Annotated in this window: 23 protein-coding genes and 1 pseudogene; 21 read left to right on the forward strand and 3 right to left on the reverse strand. The window is 43.5% G+C overall.

Features of this window, described 5'->3' with window-relative positions; genetic code table 11:
- Window positions 1–58: 58 nt before the first annotated feature.
- The 9 genes from ABNE31_RS09565 to acs all read left to right on the forward strand — a co-directional run bounded on the left by ABNE31_RS09565 (window position 59) and on the right by acs (window position 11,151).
- Window positions 59–1,018 carry a PhoH family protein gene (locus ABNE31_RS09565; RefSeq protein ID WP_179384844.1) on the forward strand — a complete coding sequence of 320 codons (960 nt, stop codon included), beginning with the start codon at window positions 59–61 and terminating at the stop codon, window positions 1,016–1,018.
- Window positions 1,019–1,026: 8 nt separating this feature from the next.
- Window positions 1,027–1,980 (forward strand): phosphoribosylaminoimidazolesuccinocarboxamide synthase, encoded by a 954-nt coding sequence (locus tag ABNE31_RS09570; RefSeq protein WP_349351052.1) that lies wholly within the window; start codon window positions 1,027–1,029, stop codon window positions 1,978–1,980.
- Between the two features lie 127 nt (window positions 1,981–2,107).
- Window positions 2,108–2,521 (forward strand): helix-turn-helix domain-containing protein, encoded by a 414-nt coding sequence (locus tag ABNE31_RS09575; RefSeq protein WP_179384846.1) that lies wholly within the window; start codon window positions 2,108–2,110, stop codon window positions 2,519–2,521.
- A 117-nt stretch (window positions 2,522–2,638) separates the two neighbouring features.
- Window positions 2,639–3,844 (forward strand): hypothetical protein, encoded by a 1,206-nt coding sequence (locus tag ABNE31_RS09580; RefSeq protein WP_349351053.1) that lies wholly within the window; start codon window positions 2,639–2,641, stop codon window positions 3,842–3,844.
- A gap of 18 nt (window positions 3,845–3,862) precedes the next feature.
- Complete coding sequence (locus tag ABNE31_RS09585; protein WP_179384848.1) at window positions 3,863–4,126, forward strand: DUF4212 domain-containing protein; 264 nt, start codon at window positions 3,863–3,865, stop codon at window positions 4,124–4,126.
- Window positions 4,127–4,148: 22 nt separating this feature from the next.
- Window positions 4,149–5,864 carry a sodium:solute symporter family protein gene (locus ABNE31_RS09590; RefSeq protein WP_179384849.1) on the forward strand — a complete coding sequence of 572 codons (1,716 nt, stop codon included), beginning with the start codon at window positions 4,149–4,151 and terminating at the stop codon, window positions 5,862–5,864.
- Between the two features lie 267 nt (window positions 5,865–6,131).
- Window positions 6,132–8,819 (forward strand): sensor histidine kinase, encoded by a 2,688-nt coding sequence (locus tag ABNE31_RS09595; protein ID WP_349351054.1) that lies wholly within the window; start codon window positions 6,132–6,134, stop codon window positions 8,817–8,819.
- A complete protein-coding gene (locus ABNE31_RS09600) occupies window positions 8,816–9,184 on the forward strand; it encodes a response regulator (RefSeq protein WP_306013899.1) in 369 nt (122 codons plus the stop codon). Before ABNE31_RS09595 ends, ABNE31_RS09600 begins: the two co-directional genes overlap by 4 nt.
- A 59-nt stretch (window positions 9,185–9,243) precedes the next feature.
- Window positions 9,244–11,151 carry an acetate--CoA ligase gene (acs, locus tag ABNE31_RS09605; RefSeq protein ID WP_349351055.1) on the forward strand — a complete coding sequence of 636 codons (1,908 nt, stop codon included), beginning with the start codon at window positions 9,244–9,246 and terminating at the stop codon, window positions 11,149–11,151.
- 32 nt (window positions 11,152–11,183) lie between these two features.
- Here the strand turns inward: acs and ABNE31_RS09610 are convergent, their stop codons facing one another.
- The 3 genes from ABNE31_RS09610 to ABNE31_RS09620 form a co-directional block, all read right to left on the reverse strand.
- Complete coding sequence (locus ABNE31_RS09610) at window positions 11,184–11,834, reverse strand: 3'-5' exonuclease (protein ID WP_349351056.1); 651 nt, start codon at window positions 11,832–11,834, stop codon at window positions 11,184–11,186.
- Complete coding sequence (locus ABNE31_RS09615) at window positions 11,834–13,753, reverse strand: DUF294 nucleotidyltransferase-like domain-containing protein (protein ID WP_349351057.1); 1,920 nt, start codon at window positions 13,751–13,753, stop codon at window positions 11,834–11,836. The genes ABNE31_RS09610 and ABNE31_RS09615 overlap by 1 nt, the downstream gene beginning before the upstream one ends.
- A 182-nt stretch (window positions 13,754–13,935) precedes the next feature.
- The gene (locus ABNE31_RS09620) at window positions 13,936–14,124 is read right to left on the reverse strand and encodes a hypothetical protein (RefSeq protein ID WP_306013903.1); all 189 of its coding nucleotides are present in this window, start codon (window positions 14,122–14,124) and stop codon (window positions 13,936–13,938) included.
- Window positions 14,125–14,435: 311 nt separating this feature from the next.
- Here ABNE31_RS09620 and ABNE31_RS09625 point away from each other — a divergent pair, with 311 nt between their 5' ends.
- From ABNE31_RS09625 to ABNE31_RS09680, 12 genes and pseudogenes are all read left to right on the forward strand, one after another.
- On the forward strand, window positions 14,436–15,647 hold the full coding sequence (locus tag ABNE31_RS09625) for a site-specific integrase (RefSeq protein WP_067035995.1): 1,212 nt from the start codon (window positions 14,436–14,438) through the stop codon (window positions 15,645–15,647).
- Between the two features lie 88 nt (window positions 15,648–15,735).
- Window positions 15,736–16,005 carry a helix-turn-helix domain-containing protein gene (locus ABNE31_RS09630; RefSeq protein ID WP_067035991.1) on the forward strand — a complete coding sequence of 90 codons (270 nt, stop codon included), beginning with the start codon at window positions 15,736–15,738 and terminating at the stop codon, window positions 16,003–16,005.
- 2 nt (window positions 16,006–16,007) lie between these two features.
- Window positions 16,008–16,301 (forward strand): hypothetical protein, encoded by a 294-nt coding sequence (locus tag ABNE31_RS09635; RefSeq protein ID WP_067035988.1) that lies wholly within the window; start codon window positions 16,008–16,010, stop codon window positions 16,299–16,301.
- 176 nt (window positions 16,302–16,477) lie between these two features.
- Window positions 16,478–16,786 carry a DUF6660 family protein gene (locus tag ABNE31_RS09640; RefSeq protein ID WP_349351058.1) on the forward strand — a complete coding sequence of 103 codons (309 nt, stop codon included), beginning with the start codon at window positions 16,478–16,480 and terminating at the stop codon, window positions 16,784–16,786.
- Window positions 16,787–16,903: 117 nt separating this feature from the next.
- Window positions 16,904–21,313, forward strand: coding sequence for a CusA/CzcA family heavy metal efflux RND transporter (locus ABNE31_RS09645; protein WP_067035983.1), 4,410 nt, complete (start codon window positions 16,904–16,906; stop codon window positions 21,311–21,313).
- A 16-nt stretch (window positions 21,314–21,329) separates the two neighbouring features.
- Window positions 21,330–22,589: an efflux RND transporter periplasmic adaptor subunit gene (locus tag ABNE31_RS09650; protein WP_067036003.1), complete on the forward strand. Its 1,260-nt coding sequence runs from the start codon at window positions 21,330–21,332 to the stop codon at window positions 22,587–22,589.
- Between the two features lie 115 nt (window positions 22,590–22,704).
- A pseudogene (locus ABNE31_RS09655) lies at window positions 22,705–23,042 on the forward strand (P-II family nitrogen regulator).
- An 11-nt stretch (window positions 23,043–23,053) separates the two neighbouring features.
- The gene (locus ABNE31_RS09660) at window positions 23,054–23,476 is read left to right on the forward strand and encodes a transcriptional repressor (RefSeq protein ID WP_067035981.1); all 423 of its coding nucleotides are present in this window, start codon (window positions 23,054–23,056) and stop codon (window positions 23,474–23,476) included.
- Window positions 23,477–23,510: 34 nt separating this feature from the next.
- Window positions 23,511–23,882 carry an STAS/SEC14 domain-containing protein gene (locus ABNE31_RS09665; protein WP_067035978.1) on the forward strand — a complete coding sequence of 124 codons (372 nt, stop codon included), beginning with the start codon at window positions 23,511–23,513 and terminating at the stop codon, window positions 23,880–23,882.
- A gap of 27 nt (window positions 23,883–23,909) precedes the next feature.
- Window positions 23,910–24,128: an SHOCT domain-containing protein gene (locus ABNE31_RS09670; RefSeq protein ID WP_067035975.1), complete on the forward strand. Its 219-nt coding sequence runs from the start codon at window positions 23,910–23,912 to the stop codon at window positions 24,126–24,128.
- Between the two features lie 42 nt (window positions 24,129–24,170).
- Window positions 24,171–24,941, forward strand: a complete 771-nt coding sequence (locus tag ABNE31_RS09675; RefSeq protein ID WP_067035972.1) for an ATP-binding protein — start codon at window positions 24,171–24,173, stop codon at window positions 24,939–24,941.
- Window positions 24,942–25,031: 90 nt separating this feature from the next.
- The gene (locus tag ABNE31_RS09680; RefSeq protein ID WP_067035997.1) at window positions 25,032–25,388 is read left to right on the forward strand and encodes an STAS/SEC14 domain-containing protein; all 357 of its coding nucleotides are present in this window, start codon (window positions 25,032–25,034) and stop codon (window positions 25,386–25,388) included.
- The last annotated feature ends 22 nt before the right edge of the window (window positions 25,389–25,410 follow it).

Genomic DNA, 25,410 nt, shown 5'->3' on the forward strand with positions numbered 1-25,410 from the left:
ATTAGTCAAAAAAGAAAGAACGAGATTCTTCAAAAACAACTGTAACACCTCACTATTTTTGAACGAACTGATAATTGAACTTACGGAAATCAGCCCCCAGGAATTTTTCGGACAACAAAATTCCAATATTGAGCTGCTCAAAAAGTATTTCCCAAAATTAAAGATTGTAGCAAGGGGCAACAAGATCAAGGTTTTTGGTGACGAAGAACTGCTTGAAGAATTCGATAAGCGTTTTGATGAGCTCACCAGTCAATTTGCCAAGTACAACAAACTCGACGAGAATATGATCGAACGGGTGCTTACGAGCACCAGTAAGGCAGATTATGCCTCATCCTCCAGTAGCGGCGATGTGCTCGTGCATGGCGTGAGCGGCAGGTTGATCAAGGCACAGACAGCCAACCAGAGACGCTTGGTAGATGCCTGTAAAAAGGACGATATGGTATTCGCTATAGGTCCTGCAGGTACGGGAAAGACGTATACTGGAGTCGCTTTGGCAGTTAAGGCCCTCAAGGAAAAGCAGGTAAGGCGTATTATTTTGACACGCCCCGCCGTAGAAGCAGGAGAAAATCTTGGATTTCTACCCGGTGATCTCAAAGAGAAGCTAGATCCTTATATGCAGCCCTTGTACGATGCGTTACGGGATATGATTCCTTCGGAAAAGCTCGAAAAATACATTGAGGATGGGACCATCCAAATTGCCCCTATGGCTTTTATGCGAGGGCGCACCTTGGACAATGCCTTCGTGATTTTGGATGAAGCCCAAAACACCACTCATGCGCAAATGAAGATGTTCCTGACCCGGATGGGGAAAAACGCCAAGTTCTTGTTGACAGGTGACCCAGGGCAGATTGATTTGCCACGAAGGGTAATCTCCGGTCTTAAGGAAGCACTTCTTATTTTAAAAAACGTAGACGGAATCAGTATCATTTATTTGGATGATAAAGACGTGATTCGTCATAAATTGGTGAAAAAGGTAATTGATGCCTACAAGAACATAGAGCACCAAAATCAATTTTAGGGAATAATATGGGAATGAATACGCTGATGTCCACGGATTTTAACTTTCCTGGGCAAAAATCTGTTTATAAAGGAAAGGTAAGGGAGGTCTACACCTTGGAAAATGATATTTTGGTAATGGTGGCCACAGATCGTTTGTCCGCTTTTGATGTGGTAATGCCCAAGGGCATCCCTTACAAAGGACAGATTTTGAACCAGATCGCGACCAAAATGATGAAGGATACCGAGGACATTGTTCCCAATTGGTTGATGGCCACTCCAGACCCTAACGTCGCGGTGGGCCAAGCTTGTGAACCTTTTAAGGTGGAAATGGTCATTCGTGGGTACATGTCCGGCCATGCCGCCCGTGAGTACAAAGCTGGAAAAAGAATGCTGTGTGGTGTTCCCATGCCCGAAGGGCTGCAGGAGAACGATAAGTTTCCAGAACCTATGATTACCCCGGCCACTAAAGCCGAAAAGGGCGACCACGACGAAGATATTTCCAAAGAAGATATTTTAAAGAGAGGGATTGTTTCCAAAGAAGATTATGAAATTCTGGAGAAGTACACCCGCGACCTGTTTCAAAGGGGGACTGAAATAGCAGCCAAAAGAGGGCTTATTCTAGTGGATACCAAATACGAATTCGGTAAGACCAAGGATGGGAAAATTGTGCTGATCGATGAAATACACACGCCCGATTCATCCCGTTATTTTTATGCTGATGGCTACGAAGAGCGGCAAGAAAAAGGGGAGGCCCAGAAGCAGCTATCCAAGGAATTTGTAAGACAATGGTTGATTTCCAACGGATTTCAAGGACTGGAAGGGCAGTCCGTTCCCGAAATGTCCGATGACTATATTGAGTCGGTTTCCAATCGATATATCGAACTCTACGAAAATATTACGGGCGAACCATTTGTCAAAAGTGATATCTCCAACCTCCATGAACGTATTTTATCCAACGTAATGGATTATTTGGAAAAATAGTTTGCTAAAATTAAGATTTACCCAATAAAACCGCATCCTTTTTAGGGATTGCACTGCTTTTTCACAGTCCTATTGATACATATTAAAAGCTAAATTGATATATTTATGCTAAGTAAATATATCTACAATGGAAAGTTGTCCCAATTGCTCTTCAACCGTATTTACCAAAGCAGGGGTCGTACAAGATAGGCAGCGTTATAAATGTAAATCCTGCAACTACTATTTTACGGTTCCAAAGTTGGGCAAACAAATTGATGATTACTTCGTAAATAAGGCATTACAGCTGTATTTGGAGGGGTTGGCCTATCGGGAAATCGAACGTATTCTCGGTGTTTCGCACGTGTCCGTGATGAACTGGGTCCGTAAGTACAATATCAAACGACCATACAACTCCAAATACCATCCCACTTACAAAATTTTGAACCACTCCGAGCTACAAAAATACTTTCAAAACCCTGAAAATCTCAAAGGTGCTGGCCAGTTGGTAACTGAGCTTGGGGACAAGTTTATGCTCATAAAATGGGATAGGTTCAGGGATTAAGTATAGCTATTTTACAGAAAAGTATACTAGTTTTTATTTCAGCGTAATTTTTTTAGATGTTCGTAGGGCACATAACCCTCTAACAACCAAACTGAAATGAAACAAATGCTTATCGGAATGACTTTATTTTTATGCGTCGTTCCTAAGTCTTTCCCACAAGGGAACACCGAGTACACCGGTGGTTACAAAGTGAGTTTTAATGAAGATGGTACCAAGTATCTCCGTATCATCGCATGGGGACAATTCTGGGCCCAGTATTCAGACAACGTGCCCGAAGATGCCAGTAATCTTAACCTGAGTGTGCGACGCGCCAGGATTCTCACCTACACCCAATTGAACAAAAAGTTTTTGATTTTGACCCATTTCGGTCTCAATAGCTTAAACGGGTCTAATTTGAGTCCTACGGGCAAGGGAGAATCCGCTCAACTGTTCTTTCATGATTTTTGGGGAGAATGGACCTTGAGCAAAAATGCAGCGGTTGGGGCCGGACTCCATTATTGGAATGGGATTTCCCGCTTGAACAATAGTAGCACGCTAAATTTTATGACATTGGACAACAACCGTCCTTCTTGGGCCGTCTTGGGCCTGAGTGATCAGTTTGCCAGGCACTTGGGTGTTTATGCAAAGGGAAAAATAGGTCGTCTTCAGTATCGAGTGTCCTATAATGAGGCAATCACCAATACCTTGGACTCTGGAAATGACCCTACTCCGAACGGCAGAGCGGTGTACCGTGGACGTGAACTATTGGGGGCAGGGGAAGCTGGCAAGGTGGTTCAAGGTTATTTTGATTACCATTTTCTCGACGAGGAGTCCAACTTTCTGCCCTACAAAGTAGGTTCGTACCTCGGTACCAAAAGCATATTCAATTTAGGGGCAGGCTTTCTCAATCACAGAAATGGGGCTGTGGTTATGGATGAGGTTGGCAATATGGAAGGGGAAGATGTAAACATTTTTGCTGTGGATGCCTTTTACGATGCACCACTTGGTGAGGATGGTTCAGCAATAACAGCCTATGCGGTGTATCAAAATAATGATTATGGTCGTAACTTTAACTTGGGTCCGTATGGAACCGGCAACATGGTCTATGGCCATGTGGGCTATTTGATTCCTGGACCTGACACCAAATCGCGCTTACAACCCTACTTGTCCTATCAAACCAGGGCCATTGATGCCATTGACGACAATACGACAAGATGGGGCGTTGGAGCCAATCTATACATGACGGGCCATCACTCCAAATTGACCTTGGAGTATGCAAATTCCAAGGTAGGTAATGCCGATGGAATAGGAATGATTACGTTACAAGCACACATTTATTTATAACAACTAAACCAACAAATTATGTCAGAAGAACAGCAAAAGGCCAAGGCCTATTGGAAAGAAAACCTCAGATATTTATTGATACTACTGATTATCTGGTTCCTTGTCTCCTACGGAGCCGGCATCCTATTTAAAGATGCATTGAACACCATCCGATTGGGCGGGTTTAAATTAGGTTTTTGGTTCGCCCAACAAGGATCAATCTATGTCTTTGTCATACTCATTTTTGTATACGTTCGCCTCATGAACAAATTGGACAAAAAATACGGATACGACGAGAAGTAATTAACCAACAAAATTTACAATTATGAGTGATGTACAAATTTGGACCTATGTCTTGGTAGCCTTGTCATTTGGTCTGTATATAGGAATTGCCATTTGGTCCCGAGCAGGATCTACCAAAGAATTTTACGTAGCAGGAGGAGGAGTTTCCCCTTTGGCAAACGGAATGGCCACAGCAGCGGATTGGATGTCAGCCGCCTCGTTCATTTCCATGGCGGGTATCATTTCCTTTGCGGGTTATGATGGTGCAGTGTATTTGATGGGATGGACCGGTGGATATGTGCTTTTGGCCCTGTTATTGGCGCCGTATCTGAGAAAGTTCGGGAAATTTACCGTGCCCGATTTTATTGGTGAACGCTATTACTCCAAAACCGCTCGGATTGTAGCGGTAATCTGTGCTTTGATCGTGTCCTTTACCTATGTGGCCGGACAAATGCGCGGCGTGGGGATTGTGTTTTCCAGATACTTGGAGGTGGATATCACCACAGGAGTAGTGATTGGTATGGTAATCGTTTTGTTCTATGCCGTTTTGGGAGGCATGAAAGGAATCACCTATACCCAAGTAGCACAATATTGTGTGTTGATTTTCGCCTTTATGGTCCCTGCGATTTTCATTTCCATTCAGATGACGGGCAACCCCGTTCCACAATTAGGCTTTGGTGGCACCCTTGCCGATGGGTCGGGAACCTATCTGTTGGATAAATTGGATGGTCTTTCCACCGAACTTGGTTTTGCAGAGTATACCGATGGCTCCAAAAGTGTAATTGATGTCTTTGCCATCACACTTGCTCTTATGGTAGGAACGGCAGGATTACCGCACGTAATCGTTCGCTTTTTTACAGTGAAACGCGTACGTGATGCGAGAAAATCGGCAGGATTGGCGTTGTTGTTCATTGCCATCTTGTATACAACGGCCCCCGCGGTAGCTGTATTTGCCAGAACCAACCTTATCGAGACGGTAAGCGGAAAAGCCTATGATGATATGCCGGAATGGTTTAGTCGTTGGGAAACCACGGGATTAATAGCGCATAACGATAAAAACGGTGACGGTAAAATACAGTACGTGGCCGCACCAGAAATAAATGAGCTTACCGTAGACCGTGATATCATGGTATTGGCCAACCCAGAAATTGCTGACCTTCCCGCGTGGGTGATTGGTCTTATTGCAGCTGGTGGACTTGCTGCAGCGTTATCAACAGCAGCTGGACTTCTGTTGGTCATATCATCATCTGTTTCCCATGATTTGATCAAAAACGTACTTAAACCAGACCTATCTGAAAAGGGTGAATTATGGGCAGCACGACTTTCTGCTGCCGTTGCAGTTGTCATTGCAGGTTATTTTGGAATCAACCCGCCCGGTTTTGTGGCGGCCGTGGTCGCCCTCGCCTTTGGTCTTGCGGCGGCATCGTTCTTCCCCGCCATCATATTGGGTATTTTTTATAAGAAAATGAACAGCAAGGGAGCTATTTCCGGTATGATTGTCGGTCTATGTTTGATGCTCTTCTACATGCTGAAATTCAAATTTGGAATTTTTGACGGTGGTAAGGAAGCTGTTGCCGGACTTCAGGATAGTTGGTGGTTCGGTATATCTCCCGAAGGCTTTGGAACCATTGCGATGATAGTGAACTTTATCGTTGCACTAGTGGTCAACAGGTTTACTCCAGAACCACCGGAAGAAGTACAGGAAATTGTGGAGCGTATCCGCATACCAAGCGGAGCAGGAGAAGCGTCTTCACATTAATAATCGGTTGCCAAAACGGTGCGGTATCAATTTACCGTACCGTTTTTGTAATTTTCCATGGAGCCAAGCATACGTTAAAAATGAAAAAACGACATCAGCAAAAATTAATACTCATTTCCATAGTACTTTTCTTTTTATGGAACGTACCCTTCGTCACTTTATTCGATGGAGAGGGACAGGTGTTGGGTTTTCCCATATTTTACGTTTTCATTTTTTCGAGTTGGTTGATTGCTGTCGTTTTGATGTATATAATTTTAAAACGATTCTATGAGTAACTATGCCGTAGGATTGGTCATTGTGCTGTATTTGTCCATGCTTTTTGTTATCGCCTATGTTGCCGAAAAAAACAAAAGAAGCAAATGGACCAACAACCCTTATGTATACACACTTTCCCTAGCAGTTTATTGCACGGCTTGGACGTATTACGGCAGTGTTGGAATCGCATCGAGTTCTGGAATCAGTTTTTTGGCCATTTATTTGGGTCCTGTCTTGGCCATGCCACTTTGGATAGTCCTTATGAAAAAGGTAATCCGCATCTCCAAGCAGCACAAAATATCGAGCATTGCCGACTTTATTTCTATTAGATATGGGAATAACCGTCAATTGGGTGCATTGGTCACCTTAACCTGTTTGTTTGCCATTATTCCCTACATTTCGCTACAGTTAAAGGCAGTCTCCGAAACCTTTTCCTTGATTTCGGCCAAGGGAAGTTATCAGTCAACCGGATTTTTTGACGACTCCACCTTTTATATTGCTTTGCTCATCGCCATTTTCGTGGCCTTTTACGGAACCCTATCCACCGATACGTCAGAACACCGCAAAGGAATTGTGGCCACGGTGGCATTAGAATCCATATTAAAACTTTGTTTTTTCTTGGCGATAGGGGTCTATGTTGCCTTTTATCTGTTTGATGGCACTACGGATATTTACCAACAGGCAAGCCTACGAGAAAATTTTGACCAATTGACCACCTTTGGAGGACTTGGGAATGGTTTTAACTGGTTGTTCACCATTTGTTTATCCTTTTTCGCCATTTTTTTGTTGCCTCGTCAGTTCCATGTTGCCGTGGTGGAGAATGACAACGAGAACCATTTGCGCAAGGCGATTTGGCTGTTTCCGCTATACCTTCTCTTGTTCAACGTCTTTGTAATCAGTATCGCATGGGCAGGCAACATACGCTTGGATGCAACAGTAAACCATGATTATTATTCCTTGTTGTTGCCCTTGCAGCAAAACGACTACGGATTGGCCGTTATGGTTTTTATTGGTGGATTCACCACGGTAATATCCATGATCGTGGTCTCCACTTTGGCACTATCCACCATGGTGAGCAATAATATTGTGATTCCCTACGGTTTTATTAAAACATTGGTAGAGGGAAACCCTGAAGAGAATGCGAAGCGCATCAAGAATATTAGAAGAATCTCCATTTTCTTATTGATTATCGCGGCCTATTTTTTCTATATCCGCTTTTCCGTGCAATTATCGTTGTATTCCATTGGTTTGATATCATTCTTGATTATTGCCCAACTGGCGCCATCGTTCTTTTTGGGATTAACATGGAGAAGAGGAACCGCTCGTGCGGCAGAAACGGGAATGCTGGTTGGCTTGGCCATTGTTTTTTATACCATATTTCTTCCTGTAATCAGCAATATAGCTAGGCCCAATGTAGATGTTTTAACGGAGGGGTTGTTTGGATACGCATGGTTCAAACCTGCCCAGACCTTTGGATTTGACTATTTATCGCCGGAGAGCAATGCCTTTTTATGGAGTATGGCATTCAACACCTTGAGTTTTGTCGCATTTTCGCTTAACACCAAAGGAAACTATCGGGAAAGGAACTACGCCGAGATGTTCGTCAACCATGAAAATTATGGAAACCTACAAGAAGGAGGATTCATCTGGAAGGGAGAGGCCTATGTGGCCGACATCAAACGTCTATTGAATCGATTTTTGGGAGAACAACGGACTAACAGGGCCTTGCAGTTGTTCAATAGAAAATATAATATTTCGGAAACCGAGGAACGGGCGGATGCACGGCTGATCAATTTTTCGGAGAAACTTTTAACTGGAAGCATTGGGAGTGCCTCGGCAAAAATACTATTGGCTTCAGTTTCCAAAGAAACCCCCATAAGCCTGGTGGAGGTGCTTCATATTTTGGAAGAGAGCAAGGAGACCAAAGCCAACAATAAATTGCTACAGGAAAAGTCCAACGAACTGGCTGCCATGGCACAGCAGCTCAAATCGGCAAACGAGGAGCTTCGCATACAGGACAAACTAAAGGATGAATTCTTGGATACCGTCGCACATGAGCTCAAGACGCCGGTTACGTCCATCAAGGCCGCCTCCGAAGTTTTGGAGGATGCCGATATGCCAGCCGAACTACGGATAAAGTTTCTGGAAAATATAAACAAGGACAGTGACCGATTGGACACCTTGATTCGGAACATTCTTGATTTGGAAAAACTGTCAGGTAACCGAACGGAATTGGAAATGGAAGAACAGGATATGTCGGATACTATACGAAAGGCGATACATGGAGTGGAGCAGATTGCATCAAAGAAAGGGGTGAGCATCAAATTTTCAAAAAAACAGAACGTATTTGCGACCTATGATGAAGACCGAATTTTGCAAGTGTTGACCAACTTGTTGTCAAATTCCCTTAAATTCACGGAACCACAAAAGGGAAAAATTAAAATTCTTTTGGAAGAGCTCGAAGCGGAAGTATCTGTCATTGTCAAGGATAATGGTCGAGGGATTCCCGATGAGGACAAGGCATATATCTTTGATAAATTCTATCAGTCAAAAAACCAAAACATCAAAAAACCACAAGGCAGTGGATTGGGCTTGGCGATTTGCAAGAAAATAGTGGAGAGCCATGCAGGGACTATTTCCGTGGACAAAGACTATAAAAAAGGAGCACTTATACGATTTTCAATACCGAAGGAACAATGAAGCAGAAAAAAATACTGATTGTGGATGATGAGCCCAACATTTTGATGTCGTTGGAGTATGCGTTCAAAAAGAAGGATTTTGAGGTTTTTATCGCCCGGGATGGTACGGAGGCCATAGAAATATCGAACCGGGAAAAGCCAAACCTTATTCTTTTGGATATCATGATGCCCGAAATGGATGGGTACGAGACCTTGAAACAGGTTAAGGATAACGAGGATTTGGCACACACCAAAATTGTGTTCCTATCGGCAAAAAGTAAAGAGAAGGATGTTGAAAAAGGCTTGAAAATGGGTGCAGACCGTTATTTGACCAAGCCATTTTCCCTGAAAAAGGTAATTTCTGAAATAGAGGAGCTATTGGCCTAGCACAATTAAAAACTAGAAACTAAACGAATAATGTACATAATAACCAAACACAATATTAGATGAGTAATTATCATATCAAACACTTGGAGGAATATTTTCAGGTGTATCGAAAATCAGTGAGGAATCCCGAAGGATTTTGGGAAGAAGTGGCCGAAGAGCACTTTCAATGGCGCAAAAAGTGGGATTCGGTGTTGGAGTGGGACTTTTCAAAGCCAGAAATCAGTTGGTTTAAAGGAGCCCAATTGAACATCACCGAAAACTGTATCGACAGGCATCTTCGCATCCGAGGAGATAAGACTGCCATCCTTTTCGAACCAAACGACCCAAACGAGGAAGCAGAACACATTACCTACCGCGAATTGCATGAGCGCGTGTGTAAATATGCCAACGTCCTAAAAGAACAAGGGATTAAAAAAGGGGATAGGGTGGTAATTTATTTGCCCATGATTCCTGATTTAGCCATCGCTGTTTTGGCGTGTGCGCGGATTGGGGCCATACACTCTGTAGTTTTTGCAGGGTTTTCTTCTACCGCACTATCCACTAGGATAAACGATTGTGGCGCGAAAGCTGTATTGACTTCTGATGGTTCCTACCGAGGAGCCAAGGTACTCGACCTTAAAGGCATAGTGGACGAAGCATTGGAAAAATGTCCTGATGTGGAAACCGTTTTGGTGACCAAGCGTACAGGAGGGAAAGTCACTATGAAAGAAGGTCGTGATCAGTGGGTGCAACCACTTTTGGATAAAGCCTATTCGGACTGCGTACCTGAAATTATGGATGCGGAAGACCCATTATTTATCCTGTACACTTCTGGCTCTACTGGACGCCCTAAAGGAATGGTGCATACTACTGGAGGTTATATGGTGTATACCGCTTACACCTTTAAAAATGTGTTCCAATACCGAGAGGAAGATGTATACTGGTGTACCGCAGATATTGGTTGGATCACTGGTCACTCCTATATTGTTTACGGACCTTTGGCCAACGGCGCCACTACGGTAATGTTTGAAGGAGTACCTACCTATCCCGACTTTGGTCGGTTTTGGGATGTGGTGCAAAAGCACAAAGTGACCCAGTTTTACACGGCACCAACAGCCATTCGGGCCTTGGCCAAGGAGAACCTTGATTTCGTGACCAAGTATGACCTTTCCAGTTTAAAGGTCTTGGGAACCGTTGGGGAGCCTATCAATGAGGAAGCTTGGCACTGGTACAACGACCATGTTGGGGAGAAGAAATGTCCCATTGTAGACACATGGTGGCAAACTGAAACAGGGGGTATACTGATTTCGCCCATTCCATTTTCCACGCCGACCAAACCCACCTATGCGACCCTTCCGATGCCGGGAATACAGCCCGCATTGATGGATGAAAACGGTCAGGAAATCAAAGGAAACCAAGTGGATGGCAGATTGTGCATCAAATTTCCATGGCCCTCCATAGCCCGGACCATTTGGGGCAATCACCAGAGGTACAAGGATACCTACTTCTCTGCCTTTGAAGGCAAATATTTTACGGGAGATGGCGCCCTGAGAGATGAGGTGGGCTACTACCGAATCACGGGAAGGGTAGACGATGTGATTATTGTGTCAGGCCATAATCTGGGTACCGCTCCGATTGAAGATGCCATCAATGAGCATCCTGCAGTGGCTGAATCGGCCATTGTTGGATTCCCGCACGACATCAAAGGAAACGCACTTTATGGCTACATCATTTTAAAAGAAACAGGGGAGGACCGTAATCGGGATAACCTGAAAAAGGAAATCAACCAATTGATTACTGAACATATCGGCCCGATTGCCAAGTTGGATAAAATCCAATTTGTGGAAGGACTGCCCAAAACGCGAAGTGGTAAGATCATGCGAAGGATTCTCCGAAAAATTGCCTCAAAGGATACCAGCAATTTGGGCGATACATCAACCTTGTTGAACCCAGAAGTGGTGGAGTCCATCATAAAAGAAAGTCTGTAAGCAGACATTATCAGATATGGGTAAAGGGCCTCTTATCGTAAGAGGTCCTTTATTCTTTTGGGTTTTAATTTTTCTACGCTTCGCAAGAATGCAATGGCAGTGATAAAAGCATCGCCCAACGCCGTATGCCTATCCTTTCTGGAGATACTGTACTTTTTGGCCAGATCATCCAAGGAATACCTCTCTTTTTTTTGAACTATGGTAGAGATCAAAAGCGTCCGAATATAAAGTGATTCGGTATCCAATGTTTTGTTCTTCAGCTTGGGAAGCCCGTTCCGTTTGAGTGCTGCATTGATCATATTAATGTCGAACATGACATGATGCCCCACTAAAACATGGTTTTTTGCATATACCAAAAAACGTTTCAGGGCTTCTAGTTCATTTAAGGAGTCCTTTTTGTGTTTTTTGAGGATACCATGGATTTCCGCACTTTCGGAGTCATAATGTTCCTGTGCGATATACACCTCAAAACTGTCCTTCACCACAATGGTGTTGTCCTTCAATTTTAAGGCTCCAATGCAAAGCATCCGGTCTCGGGTCAAACTAAAACCCGTAGTTTCCGTATCCAAGACCACAAACGTATTTTCTGCGATATCATCCGGAAGCGGTTCCTTAAAATACGCTTCATACTCCCACCAAAAATCGGGTAGTTCCAAAGGTTTCTTTTTGGTGAATGGCCACATTAGCGCAACAGATTTTTCACTTGGAACCTAATTTCCAAGAGGGATTGGATTTCCTTGACGGTCTTAAAGGTTCGCTTGAGTTTGATTTTTTCCTCTTTGTTCAATTTATCCAAAGCAATATATCTTCCCGAATCGTTGTGCAAAAGCCCTTGACGGGTCCTGAATTTTAATAGAGCTTTACTGGCATAGGAACAGGCGAGATACAATTCCTTGTTGTTGGGTTCCAGCTCTGCCAGTTTTTCGTAACGCTCTGCCGTATTGTTGATGGATTTGATGGAATGGGATAGGATGAGCACACGGGCCGCATCGATAATGGGCATGAGCACCCTCAATTTTAAGTCGAAAAAGTCTTTATGTTCGCCGTCCTGCTCCACTAAAAAATCCCTGAAAAATCCGGAGGGAGAAGGATTTTGTAGGGCTCCGCTTGCCAAATGGGTAAAGAACTGGGGATAACCTTGGACATTTTCAAAAATACTTTGGGAGAGTTCGTCGGCCAACGCTTTTTCCCCATAGGTCACATTGTAATCAAAAAAGATAGAGGATAACAGGATTTCATCTGGCCCCGGATTATGGATCCAATGCTGAGTTACCTTTTTCCACTCATTCAAACTGTGGCACCAAGCCGGGTTGGAAGCCATCATTTCGGCAGGGCAGTATTCAAATCCTATGGTGTTCAATCCTTTGGAAATCCGTTCGCCAAGGGCCAAAAAATAGCTTCGTGTCGATTCCAGTTGTTCCTCGGGCACATCCGCAAAGATGATGGCATTGTCCTGATCCGTATTTAATAATTGCTCACCACGCCCTTGACTCCCCATACTCAACCAAGTAAATAGCACGGGAGGCTCCGTTTCCATTTTTGATAAGGCTATTTTAATGACTTGTTTGGTAGAGGCATCATTCAGTTCCGAAATGATTTTGGCCACCAATCCCAAAGGAATATTTTGATCCAGATAGCCTTGTAGCAAGTTCATAATTCCATGCCGTATGTTGCGGAGCCTCTTGTATTTGGTCGCACGTTTTATGGCACGCAAGAGCACGGCCGGGTTATTGCCAACAGCCACCATAATATCGTGTTTGGACAAGATGCCCACTGCTTTGGTATCCGTTGTGCCATCCTCGGTAAGTACCAAGTGACTGATATCGCTCTTCATCATGGCCATCTGGGATTGTGCCAAAGTGAGCCCTTTGGGATAGGTGATCAGGGGAGAGGTCATGATGGATTTGGCCGTGGCAGTAATGGGAAATAGGCCGGTTGCCACTTTCTTCCGAAGGTCCTTATCGGTAATGATTCCAACCGGCAGCTCATCTTTCATCACCAGTAAGCAACTAATGTTATGCTTGGTCATTTTATCGGCTACGGTCTTAATTTTTGTGCCCTTTTTACAGGTGATAAGGTCCGTGGAGTATTTGATGGGTTGAAGATCCAATATTTTATCACTGGAATATTGATTGGAATCACCGCTTTCCCCATACAATTTGCCTCGATGTTTGATGGAGTAGGGGTTACCTGTATTGGAAGCAAAGCTTTCTATCAAGAAATTGCCAATACGTTTGTTTTCGAGCGCCAATGGTTTAAAGTCGCTAATGGGGATGGCGTACAGTATGGTCTCTTCGTAGGCTTTGGCTTCCAATTTGTAGCTTTCATTGGCCAAAAGGGGGCGAAGTCCGAACACGTCGCCCTCATCACAGATATCCAATATTTGACTGGAACCTGCCTTGGAAAGGGAAACAGCCCCTTTGTTCACGACGTAGAAATGGGAATGGGGGCTTTCGTTCTGCGAAAAAACGGTCGTGTTGGTCTCTTTATGAATAATGGTTACCTCCAAGGCCAATTGCTCCAATTGTTTGGGCTCCATGGCATTGAAGGGAGGATAGTTTTTGAGAAAATCGGCAATGCGCTCGGAAATGGTATTCTTCATAGTCACCTAAAATTAAGGGAAATATGAACAACTCCGTTCACTTAAATCAAAATGCTTTGGTATTCGGGCAGTGGGCGGAGCAATTTTATTTTCCGTTGCTTGCCCTGTTGTAGGCCCGTATCATGAGGATGGCCCAGATGGCCACCAGAACAATCACAACAATGGAAAACCCTAAAACGATATCATTTGCTGTCATTGTCCACAAGTTTTAGGTAGATCATCACGCCCAGAAGGGTTGGTGCCCAAAGCCCCACAAAGAGGCCATGCTCCGTGTTACCAGTAAGGAAGAGGTACTCCGCCATAATAATGATCATGGCGCAGAGCAAAAGCATGAGTAAATTGGGAGTCCCTAACTTTTTAAAGTAATTCATTCGAAGGTTGGTTTAAAGTCTTGAAGTTAGGAAAAAAAATATGGAAAAATAAAAAAGCCACTTAACTAATAAATCGTTAAATGGCTTTATTTTTTGTAGCGAGAGGGGGACTTGAACCCCCGGCCTCCGGGTTATGAATCCTGAGTCTTTTGAATCCATTTGGGCTTATTTGATTTGATAATCAATTGTTTATAAGATATTTAAGGATGTTCAATTTTTATTCAAAGCCATAAAAATTCATATTAAAACATGATTTGTTGTACATATGTTGTACATAGATTTCGTATCTTTATAAGGCAAAAAATAACACTATGGCGACTGTAAAGATAGTATTACGCAAGAATTATCAGAAGAAGGACGGGACTTTCCCAATTGCCCTACGAATAACAAAAGATAGAAAGTCCAAGTTCCTTTTTACAGGTGAGTACATTCTTGAAAAGGATTGGGACCAAACAAAGGGGTTGGCTAAAAAAAGTCATCCTAATTCTTCACGCCTTAATAACATGCTTTTGAAAAAGATTACTGAAGCGCATGACATGGCTTTGGAAATTGAATCAAGCGAAAAAAAGCAATCTGTAGCTACAATCACTAAAAAGATTGTGGGAGAGGATAAATATGATTTTTTCAAAGTAAGTGAGGTTTTTTTGGCGAATCTCCTAAAAAGAAAAAAGTTCAATCAACAATACAATCAAGAAAAGAGGTTGGAGATTTTTAAAACTTATTTAGGGCGAAAAGAGCTTTCCTTTACCGATTTGGACGTCACCTTATTGAAAAGGTTCGAGGCATATCTTCTTTATGAACGAAAAGTCGCTCCAAGAACGGCGATAAACTATTTAATGCTTATCCGCACCATTTATAATTTTGCCCGAAAGGAATATCATGTTGATGATAGGAACTACCCATTTGGAAAAGGTAAAATACAGATTAAGTTTCCTGAAAGCGAAAAAATCGGATTGAACAAGGAAGAGGTTCAATTACTTGAAACCGCAGACAATTTGACAAAAGCACAGCTTCATGCGGTGTACGTATGGCTAACGAGCTTTTACTTTGCGGGTGTTCGGGTTGCTGATGTCATAAAACTAAAATGGTCCGACTTTAAAGATAATCGCTTATATTATCGTATGGGGAAGAACAGGAAACTTGTCTCATTGGTCGTTCCCGATAAGACCAAAGAAATTCTTAAGTATTTTGAGGCTCAAAAGAGGGGGAAGGATGATTTGGTTTTTCCTTTTTTAAAAGGCACCAATTTGAAAGATGACAAAAGAGTAGCAACTAGGGTTAAAACCGTAACCCGAAATTTAAACCGGCGATTGCAAATCGTTGGAGAAAAACTGGGTATTGAGAAAAAACTATCTATGCATATAGCCCGTCATAGCTTTGGAAACATTTCTGGCGATAAAATACCTATTCAAATGCTTCAAAAACTGTATCGTCATTCTTCGATTACAACAACGGTTAACTATCAATCGAATTTCATGCACAAAGAAACCGATGATGCCTTAGAAAAGGTAGTAAACTTTTAAGAACATCCAGTAGTTCGGGTATTTTGTCGAAAGATTTGAATACAATTGGATTATTAGGGTACCTTGTACTTTTCTATAATTGTATTCGATGCAAGTAGTTTGCCTACAAGAAGAAGCTTTCTATGCCTTGTTTGACAAGGTAGTGGAATATTTAGAGCAAAAAAGAGCTGATAAGCCAGAAAAATGGATTGACGGCGAGGAAGCAATGTTTCATCTCAAAATAAAATCCACCACCACTTTGCAAAAACTGCGGGACGAGGGTAAAATCAGGTTTTCCCAACCTCAAAAGAAAGTAATTCTGTACGATCGGGATTCTATTAATGAATATATCGAGGCACACGTTCGTGAAACTTTTTAGCCATGGAAGAAAATATAAAAATTGATGAGGAGTATAAAAAGGCATTCAATCTTGGATATGAATTGGCGAAAGAGTTGAATCTAAAAACTCCGATGTTCAAAAGTGTCGTGCCGACCGACGATCACATGAATGCTGTGCAAGCAGGAATGATGCAATACAGTAACGAACTAAATAAAAATCTACATAAAGGAAATGTCCAACATCAGGAATCAAATGTAAAACCACAAAATATTGCCAGTGTTCAATCAAACAAGAATAATAAGGATATGGGAAAAGGATTGGACTTTTCCAATTGAGAAGACCATTGCTCAATACCCTTTATCCTGAATTGAAAAATGATGAATCCGTATGGTAGTTGGAATTGGTAAAAAGGTTATTTCTTAAGTTTTGACGCAAAAGCGTAGACTACCAATTCTTCAGTCTTTCCAGTTTTTGCATAGGCGTTGCATCGATTTTTTTATATTTTTGTACCGTGAAATTTTTAACAATCATATTGTCCTTTTACTTTTTGGCGCTCAATGTAGTGCCCTGTGGCGATTCGGGCAAAGCTAAAGATGACGCCCAGGTCGTTTCGGTAATGGACTATGATGGCAATCACGACCAAGATTGTGAGCTGTGTTCACCATTCTGCCAGTGCCATTGTTGCCACGTGCATACAATTGATTTTGATATAGCCGAATTTCAACCGCTTCAATCCGTGATTTCTCAAGAAAACTTTGCCTATTTTGATAGCCTTGGCAAAGATTTTGCCCTTTCCCTTTACCAACCCCCTCAAGTATAATTCAGTTTTTTTAAGGATAGCTCTATCCTATCGTGATGCTTTCAACGTAAGCATCACATTCTAAATGCATTGCATCTCATTGCATTGCGATGTTTAAACTGAATTAATACTTTTTCTATGATTAACAAAATCATTTCATTTTCCATAAACAACAAATTTATAATCGGTTTGTTTATGGTTGCCCTAATAGGCACCGGAATATGGTCTATGGCCACTATAAATCTGGGTTCTGTACCTGATATTACCAACAACCAAGTACAGGTTATTACCGTTGCCCCAAATTTAGGTACTGAAGATATTGAGCAATTCGTGACCTATCCCGTAGAATTGGCAATGGCAAACCTTCCTGACGTTATCGAGCTGCGTTCGGTATCCCGTTTTGGATTGTCAGTTGTTACCATTGTCTTTAAGGATGAAGCAGGTACCTATCTGCCCCGGCAATTGGTGCAGGAGAAATTAGCTGAAGTTGCTGAAGAAATTCCCGAAGGTTTTGGTACACCATTTATGGCACCCATAACTACAGGTTTGGGAGAAATCTTTCAATATACCTTAAAAGTCGAGGAGGGCTACGAAGACAAATACGATGCTATGGAGCTTCGTACCATTCAGGACTGGCTGGTAAAAAGGCAAATGGCCCTAGTGCCCGGCGTAGTGGAAGTAAACGCGTTTGGTGGGTATGTCAAACAGTATGAAGTTGCCCTAAATCCCGATAAGCTAAAGAGCTTTGGCATCACGATGGGCCAGGTATTCGAGGCACTTCAAAAAAATAATGCAAATACCGGAGGTGCCTATATTGAAAAAAATCATCAAGCCAATTTTATTCGGGGCGAAGGACTCGCAAGAAGTCTTGAAGACCTAAAAAATACCGTGGTCACGACTCAAAACGGGACCCCCATACTGGTAAGCGATGTTGCAGAAAAAGTAGGCTATGGCAACCAGGTGCGCTATGGCGCCTTTACACAGGACGGGCACGAAAGCGTGGGCGGGCAGATTTTGATGCTCAAGGGCGAGAGCCCGAGCAATGTCATCGAAAATGTGGAAGGGCGAATCGCTGAAATACAAAAATCACTTCCCGAAGGCGTTACTATAGAACCTTTTCTTTCACGAAGTGAACTTATAGCGCGAACTACCAGTACCGTAAAGAAGAACCTCGTGGAAGGCGCGTTGATCGTGATTTTTGTACTTGTCCTGCTATTGGGTAGTTTTCGTGGGGGCCTTATTACGGCATCGGTCATCCCGCTTTCATTGTTGTTTGCATTCATATTGATGAGGCAGTTCGGCGTTTGGGCAAATCTGATGAGCCTTGGTGCCATCGACTTCGGTATCATTGTAGACGGGGCCGTCATCATTGTGGAAGGTATGGTGCACCATATACAGATGCGGCTGAAAAAATCCAAGGCCGTATTTACGCAAGTAGAGATGGACGAACTGGCCTATGAATCGGGCAGTACAATGATGAACTCGGCCTTTTTCGGTCAATTGATTATCCTGATTGTTTTTACCCCTATCCTCTTCCTTACTGGAATAGAAGGCAAAATGTTCCGTCCAATGGCCTTCACCTTCGGTTTTGCCGTTTTGGGGGCAATTATATTGTGCCTCACCTACGTGCCGATGATTTCCGCCCTGTTCCTACGTCCCGCCAAAAACCCAGACCACTGGTTCGCCAAGTTTGAACATAAGATTGAAGGTTTCAGCGATAAAATTATGGCAACCTTGCACAAGGGGTATCAACCGCTGTTGAATTTTGCTCTACGGTTCAAGGCTGGTGTAGTGTTGGGCGCCGTCGCCCTATTTGCCATTGCGGTATTTATATTCAGTGGTATGGGGGGTGAGTTTATTCCTAAACTCGATGAGGGCGATATAGCGATGCAGGCCCTTATAAAACCTGGAAGCAGCCTAACGGAATCCATTGAAGCTTCCAAAAAACTACAAAACCTGGTAAATGAATTTCCAGAGGTCAAGACAATGATTTCAAGGATTGGAGTTGCCGAAATCCCTACGGATCCGATGCCAATGGATATCGCCGATAGCTATGTTATCCTAGAAAAGGATAAAAGTAAATGGACGAGTGCCGATAGTAAAGAAGAATTGATAGAAAAGATAAAGGAGAAAATATCGGTCATCCCGGGGGTGAACTTCGTGTTCACCCAACCGGTCGAGCTGCGGTTCAACGAGTTGCTAACCGGAGTAAGGGAAGATGTAGCCATAAAACTCTATGGAGAAGATTTGGACATTCTGGCTGAAAAAGCCAACGAAATGGCATCCATAATTCAGACCGTGCCGGGTGCCGGTGATGTAAGGGCAGAGGCCACTAGCGGTTTGCCTCAAATGACCGTTGTCTATAATCGTGCGAAAATGGCACAGTACGGAGTTACAATTGAAAAGCTCAATGATTACGTGAGCGCGGCCTTTGCCGGTGAAGCGGCCAGTGTCATCTTTGAAGGGGAAAAACGGTTTGAAGTGGTAATACGATTGGCGGAAGCCTATCGTAAGAACATTGACAATCTTAAAAACCTGTACATCGATTTACCCAATGGCAACCAAGTTCCATTAAAAGAGGTTGCGGATATTAGTTATAAACCGGGGCCGATGCAGATATCGCGTGATAATACCTATAGAAGGATTTATGTTGGTGTAAACGTTAGGGGCAGGGACGTTAAGTCAATGGTCGAGGAAATACAGGCAAAACTTGATGAACAACTGGAACTGCCTCCTGGGTACTATATTACCTATGGTGGTTCATTTGAGAATTTACAGCGTGCAACAGACCGTCTTATGGTGGTGGTACCCATTGCCCTGGTATTGATTTTTATCCTACTGTACTTTGCCTTGAAATCATTTTCACAATCGGTGATGATATATATGGCAGTACCGTTGGCAGCTATTGGTGGGGTCTTTGCCCTTTGGTTACGTGGTATGCCCTTCAGTATCTCGGCCGGAGTGGGATTCATCGTACTCTTTGGCGTGGCCGTCCTCAATGGACTAGTGCTCATCAACAAATTCAACGATTTAAAAGAAGAAGGAATGACAAATATCAAAAAACGCATCGAAGAGGCCACCCACGAGAGATTGAGGCCAATATTGCTTACGGCTACGGCAGCCATTATGGGTTTTGTGCCAATGGCGGTCTCCACGTCGGGGGGTGCTGAAGTACAAAGACCGTTGGCCACTGTGGTAATTGGCGGTTTGATTACGGCCACCTTGTTGACACTTGTGGTGGTGCCCGTCCTCTACAACTGGCTCGAGAGCAGAAAGCAGCGCAAACAATCCGACAACGGAGATACCGGATATGTAAAGAACAGTCTGCCTATGCTCGGGATTCTACTTGCCGTAAGTGGTTTTTTGTCATCGGGTACGGTGGTTGCCCAAGAACCTGATCCTGTCCAGACCCTTACCCTGCAACAGGCCGTTGACAAAGCCAGGGAGTATTACCCAACCTTAAAACAGGGCGAGGCCTTCATTGCACGGGAGAAGGCCTTAAGGGGCACAAGCTTCGATTTGGGGAACACCCAAGTATTTACCGGTAAGGAAGAAACGGGCAGCGGTGTGCCCGGCGTTCAGACCGTGATTGGTGTTCAACAGGGAAATATCGATCTACTGTCGGGCTTTTCCAAATCCAAGTTTTTCAAGGAAAGGGTAGCCTTGGGAGAAAAACTGTATGAGCTCAGCGAACAGCAATTGGTACGCAATGTGATGCTGGCCTACAACCAGATACAGTACAATACCGCCCAGCTGCGCTTTGCCGAGCGCCTTGACAGCGTCTATACAGACTTTGAATCGGCCGCAAAGCTGCGGTACGATACCGGTGAGACGGGAAAATTGGAATACATTGCGGCCTCTTCGGAATACCAGCAGATACAGGTACTCAGGCAACAGGCCTACGATGATATCGAGATTGCCAAAAGGCAGCTGAAGCAATATCTGGGCATTAATGACCCCATCGACATAGCTGACGAACCTTTTACCGCTTGGGCGGAAAGGTTTCTGGATTCACCCTCGGAGAATATAAATAAGAACCCTTTGTTACAGTTTGCCGAACAGAATGTGGCCGTAAGCGAAGCCAATGTAGAGGTAGAGAGATCACAGTTCCTGCCCAAGTTCAACCTAACCTATGGAAGGCAAACAGTTGACGACGTTTCAGGCTTTAACACCTATCAAGTGGGAATAAGTATTCCCCTGTGGTTCTTACCGCAAAAGAACAGGGTGAAAGCGGCAAAGGCCGATGCGATTTTGGCCGAGAGCCAATACCTTGAACAGAAGGCGATGACCGAAAGCACGTTGGCCCAATTGGTTAAGGCTCTGGAAAAAACCCAAAAAAGTCTTGAGTATTACGAAAAAGGGGCACTGCGGTTGGCCGATGAACAAATTGCCACGGCAGAACTGGCATCCCGGGAAGGCGAGATAGACTATGTAAACTATATCACTATCCTTAATAGTGCCATACGCATAAAACAGAACCACTTACAATTTATAAATCAGTATAACCAGCAGGCCATTGAAATTCAATATCAACTGGGCAACCTATAATTTAAAAGAAAAAGAAATGAAAAATATAGCAATTACATTGACATCAATCCTGGCCTTGACAGCGTTCCTTGTTTCCTGCAACGGTAGGCAAAAGGGAGAATTAGGCCATGATGAGGGCAAAGCGACCACTAAAGAGACGTTACAGGAAGGGGAAGAAGGGCATGGTAATGAGGCCCATGCAGAAGAGGGCGGCCATGAGGAAGAAGAAGGTTCCGTTGAAATTACCCAACAGCAGGCGGAAACCATCGGCCTCGAAATGAAACCTTTGGAAGAACGTAGCCTGGGCAACAACATCAAGGTAACGGGCAGACTCGAACTTTTCCCACAGGACAGGGCCAATATAAGCCCCTTTGTGGGCGGCAATATAAGCTCGGTACTTGTTATAGAGGGTGATAAGGTGCGCAAGGGACAGGTTCTCGCCTATTTGGAACACCCCGATATCATAACGATGCAACAGGAATTTCAGGAGAAAAATGACGAACTGGTCTTTTTGGATCAGGACTACGAACGAAAAAAAACCCTCTATGACAAAGGGGTCTCATCCGGCAAGGAATTTCAGATGGCACAATCCAAATATCGTTCCACGACCTCTTCGGTCAATGCAATGCGGGCAAAACTACGGCTATTGGGCTTTAATGTTGACGAAATCGCCAATGGTAAAATATATCAGGGTGTACCCGTTATAAGTCCCATTAGCGGTTTTGTCGATGAGGTGTTGATAAGCCTTGGCGATTATGTGGCACCACAATCCAAGATGTTTGCCGTAAGCGACAATTCTAAGATACACGTGGATCTAAAGGTATATGAAAAGGACATCCCGAGGGTCAAAGAAGGGCAAAAGATTTTTTTCAGTGTTGCCTCGAGACCAGACGAGCTGCTTACCGCTGAGGTACATTCCATAGGCAAGACCTTCGAGGAAGATCCCAAGGCCGTGCATATCCACGCCCATATAGAAAATCCCGAAAGGGATTTATTGCCTGGTATGTATGTAGAGGGCAGGATTGTACAGGATGAAAAAAACACTCTGGCAGTACCCGAGGAAGCGGTCATCAAAGAGGGTGAAAAGTCGTTCATTTTTGTACTTGACGATGGCGATGCCCAGGAAGAAGGCAAGCTCAAATTTAAAATGGTGCAGGTATCGGTAGGGGTTATCGATTTGGGCTTTGTTTCCATAAATCCCATGGAACCCCTTCAATATGGTTCAAAAGTGGTTATCAATGGGGCCTATACCCTTTCTTCAGAAATGGTGAAAGGCGAATTGGAGCACGGACATTAATTCTCTAAAAAATCAAGGATTTTGATTCCGGGTTTGTTTATCATCTTAATTAGTTAGTTAAAAATTAGAAAACATGCCCGGTTCAAAATCGATTAAAAATTTAAACATTTTAAAAATGAAAGAAATAAAAGCATTTGTTAACCGAACAGGATACAAAGGGTCATCGAAGCCCTTAGCGATAACGGTTTTAAAAGTATGACGCTTTCACAGGCGGAGGGTACCGGGGCGTTCAAAGCAAAAGGAGCAAGACCCTCCCTTGATTTTAATATAACCGATAGCCCGGTGGTAAAAGTGGAGTTGGTATGTCAAAATGAGGAGGCGCAATCAGCCATAGATATCATATTAGAAAATGGTAAAACGCCCGAACCTGGGGATGGAATCATTTATCTATCCTATATTGAGGATGCCTTTCAGATCAAAACAGGAAAATCCCTTAAACGCTACGATCTTTAACCCCTTTTAAAATGGAAAGAATTGTCAAAAAACTGGAAAGCAAGGGAATACGGCCCACACCGATGCGACTGTTGACCTATAAAAAGTTACTGCAAAGCGAGGTAGCCATCAGTTTGGGAGAGCTAGAGAATTTTTTCGAGAAATCGGAAAGGAGCACCCTTTTCCGGACGATGAAAACATTTGAGGAAAAAAATATTGTACATCAGATAGCGGACGGTACAGGGATTATGAAATATGCACTCTGTGAGGAAAACTGTGGATGTGAGGTGGGCAGCGACCTGCACCTACATTTTCACTGCACCCAGTGTAACGAGACCGTTTGTTTGACCGATCGTAAAATCCCACAGGTAAACCTGCCTCAAGGATATATGGCAGACGATATCAATCTGGTCGTAACGGGAGTATGCAATAAATGCAGTGGCAATTTGGAGTAGCCTTAAAGGCCAATAACATCAAAAGAATACGACGATGATAGCAATCTATAAAAAAGACCAAATCATATATACCATCGCAGATCAAGAAATGGATGCCGATGATGGGGCGACCTTGGTCAAGGCCCTGAATGAACATTTGAAAAGCAATGAACAAGCCGCTTGGTATATGGAAATGGAGCCTCGCAAAAAAGGAGTGAAGAAAAGCAGCGGTGAGAGGTTGGATTTTTCCTTTCCCGAAGAAACACGGCTTAAGAAAATAGCCTTGGTGGGCGAAAAAACTTGGCAAGAACGGTTTACCGAATCGCTATTGCCGTTTAGCGAAGCCCACATAAAATATTTCGGACCTGAAGATGGAAACATGGCCAACAACTGGCTCGAACAAACAAGCAATTTCAATAGTAACTGAAACATGAATCTTTAAATCTAGAAAATTATGATGGACGATTGGTATTTTGGGGGAATGCACTGGATATGGTGGGGGTTATGGATAATCCTCATCTTCTGGATATTTTTAATTCCCTACCCCACACCGGGACAGAAAAGAAAAAGGGACACCGCAATGGAAGCCCTGAGAGAGCGGTACGCCCGGGGCGAAATCGACGAAGAGGAATTTGAAAAACGAAAGACGTTCCTGTTAAAGAACAAAAAATAACAGTGTTTTGCTTTTGACCGAACGACCATAACACCGTTATCTATGCAAAGAAGAAAAATAGGGATATGGCTTTTGGCAGGCTTTGCCTTTGGGGTATTTATACTGCAACCCTTGGGCCTATCCCTTTTTCTCTTTGACCGGTCGGGCGATTCCGGTCACTGGTCAAGCTTTTTTCTTGAAGCCTTCAAAACCGTATGGAACGTTGTCGATGTTGACCAAATTCTTAGAAACCTGTTGTTCGGGACAATGGGAAGCAGCCTTGCCCTGATGGTCTTTTTCAGAAAAAAGATTTTTCAACTGAACAGGCAACGGATGGACAGGCAAACCGTTCTCGAACTCATAAACAAGGGAGAGAGCAGCCGGGTGGAATTCAAGTCAAGCTTGCGATGGGATGTACGGCAGGGCAAGGTAAACAAACAACTTGAGCTTATCATTGCAAAGACCATTGCCGGGTTTATGAACACCGAGGGGGGCAAGTTGCTCATGGGTGTCGATGACGGGGGAACCATTCTGGGCCTGCAACAGGATTTCGATACGCTTAAAAAGCCGGACAGCGATGGCTTTGAGCAGTATTTGATGCAATTGATCGCTCAAAAACTGGGAACCCATCTTTGTACGCTAGTGAACGTAGCATTTTTTGGGTTTGGTCAAAAGCAAGTGTGCTGTATCGAGATTTTACCAGCCCAAATGCCGGTATATGTGAACCTTGAGGGACGGTCACGGTTTTATATACGCACGGGCAATGCCACGCGCGAACTAGATTTGCCCGAAGCCCTGGTGTATATAGGTAAGGAAAAGGCACAGTGCAACTAGAAACAGGAGGTTATTGGGCCATGCAGGAAGGGTTATTGGCACTTCCGTTGCACGTTTGTTTTAATTAGATTGATTAAAAAATATACAAAAATGGTACAGATAATAAACTTAGAACAGGAACATCTTATTGCCGCTAAAATCAGCGGGAAACTTACGGAAAAGGATATGGAAAAGATGCATCCGCTCATCCACAACATCATAGAAAAAGGCCATAAAGTGGATTTCTATATTGAAATGGAAGATTTTGAAGGCTATACCCTTAAAGGCTTTTGGGAAGACCTAAAAATTGATTCGGCACACTTGGGAGATTACGGCAAGATAGCCTTTGTGGGTAACAAAAAATGGCAGGAGTGGGTGGCTAAGGCAACTGATTTTTTCACTAGCTCGGAAGTTAAGTATTTCGATATTTCCGAGAAATCACAAGCCCAAAAGTGGATTAAATCTTAATTAACGATAACAAAACGATTAA

Origin of the sequence: Flagellimonas sp. MMG031, assembly GCF_040112705.1 — a bacterium.
GTDB lineage: Bacteria > Bacteroidota > Bacteroidia > Flavobacteriales > Flavobacteriaceae > Flagellimonas.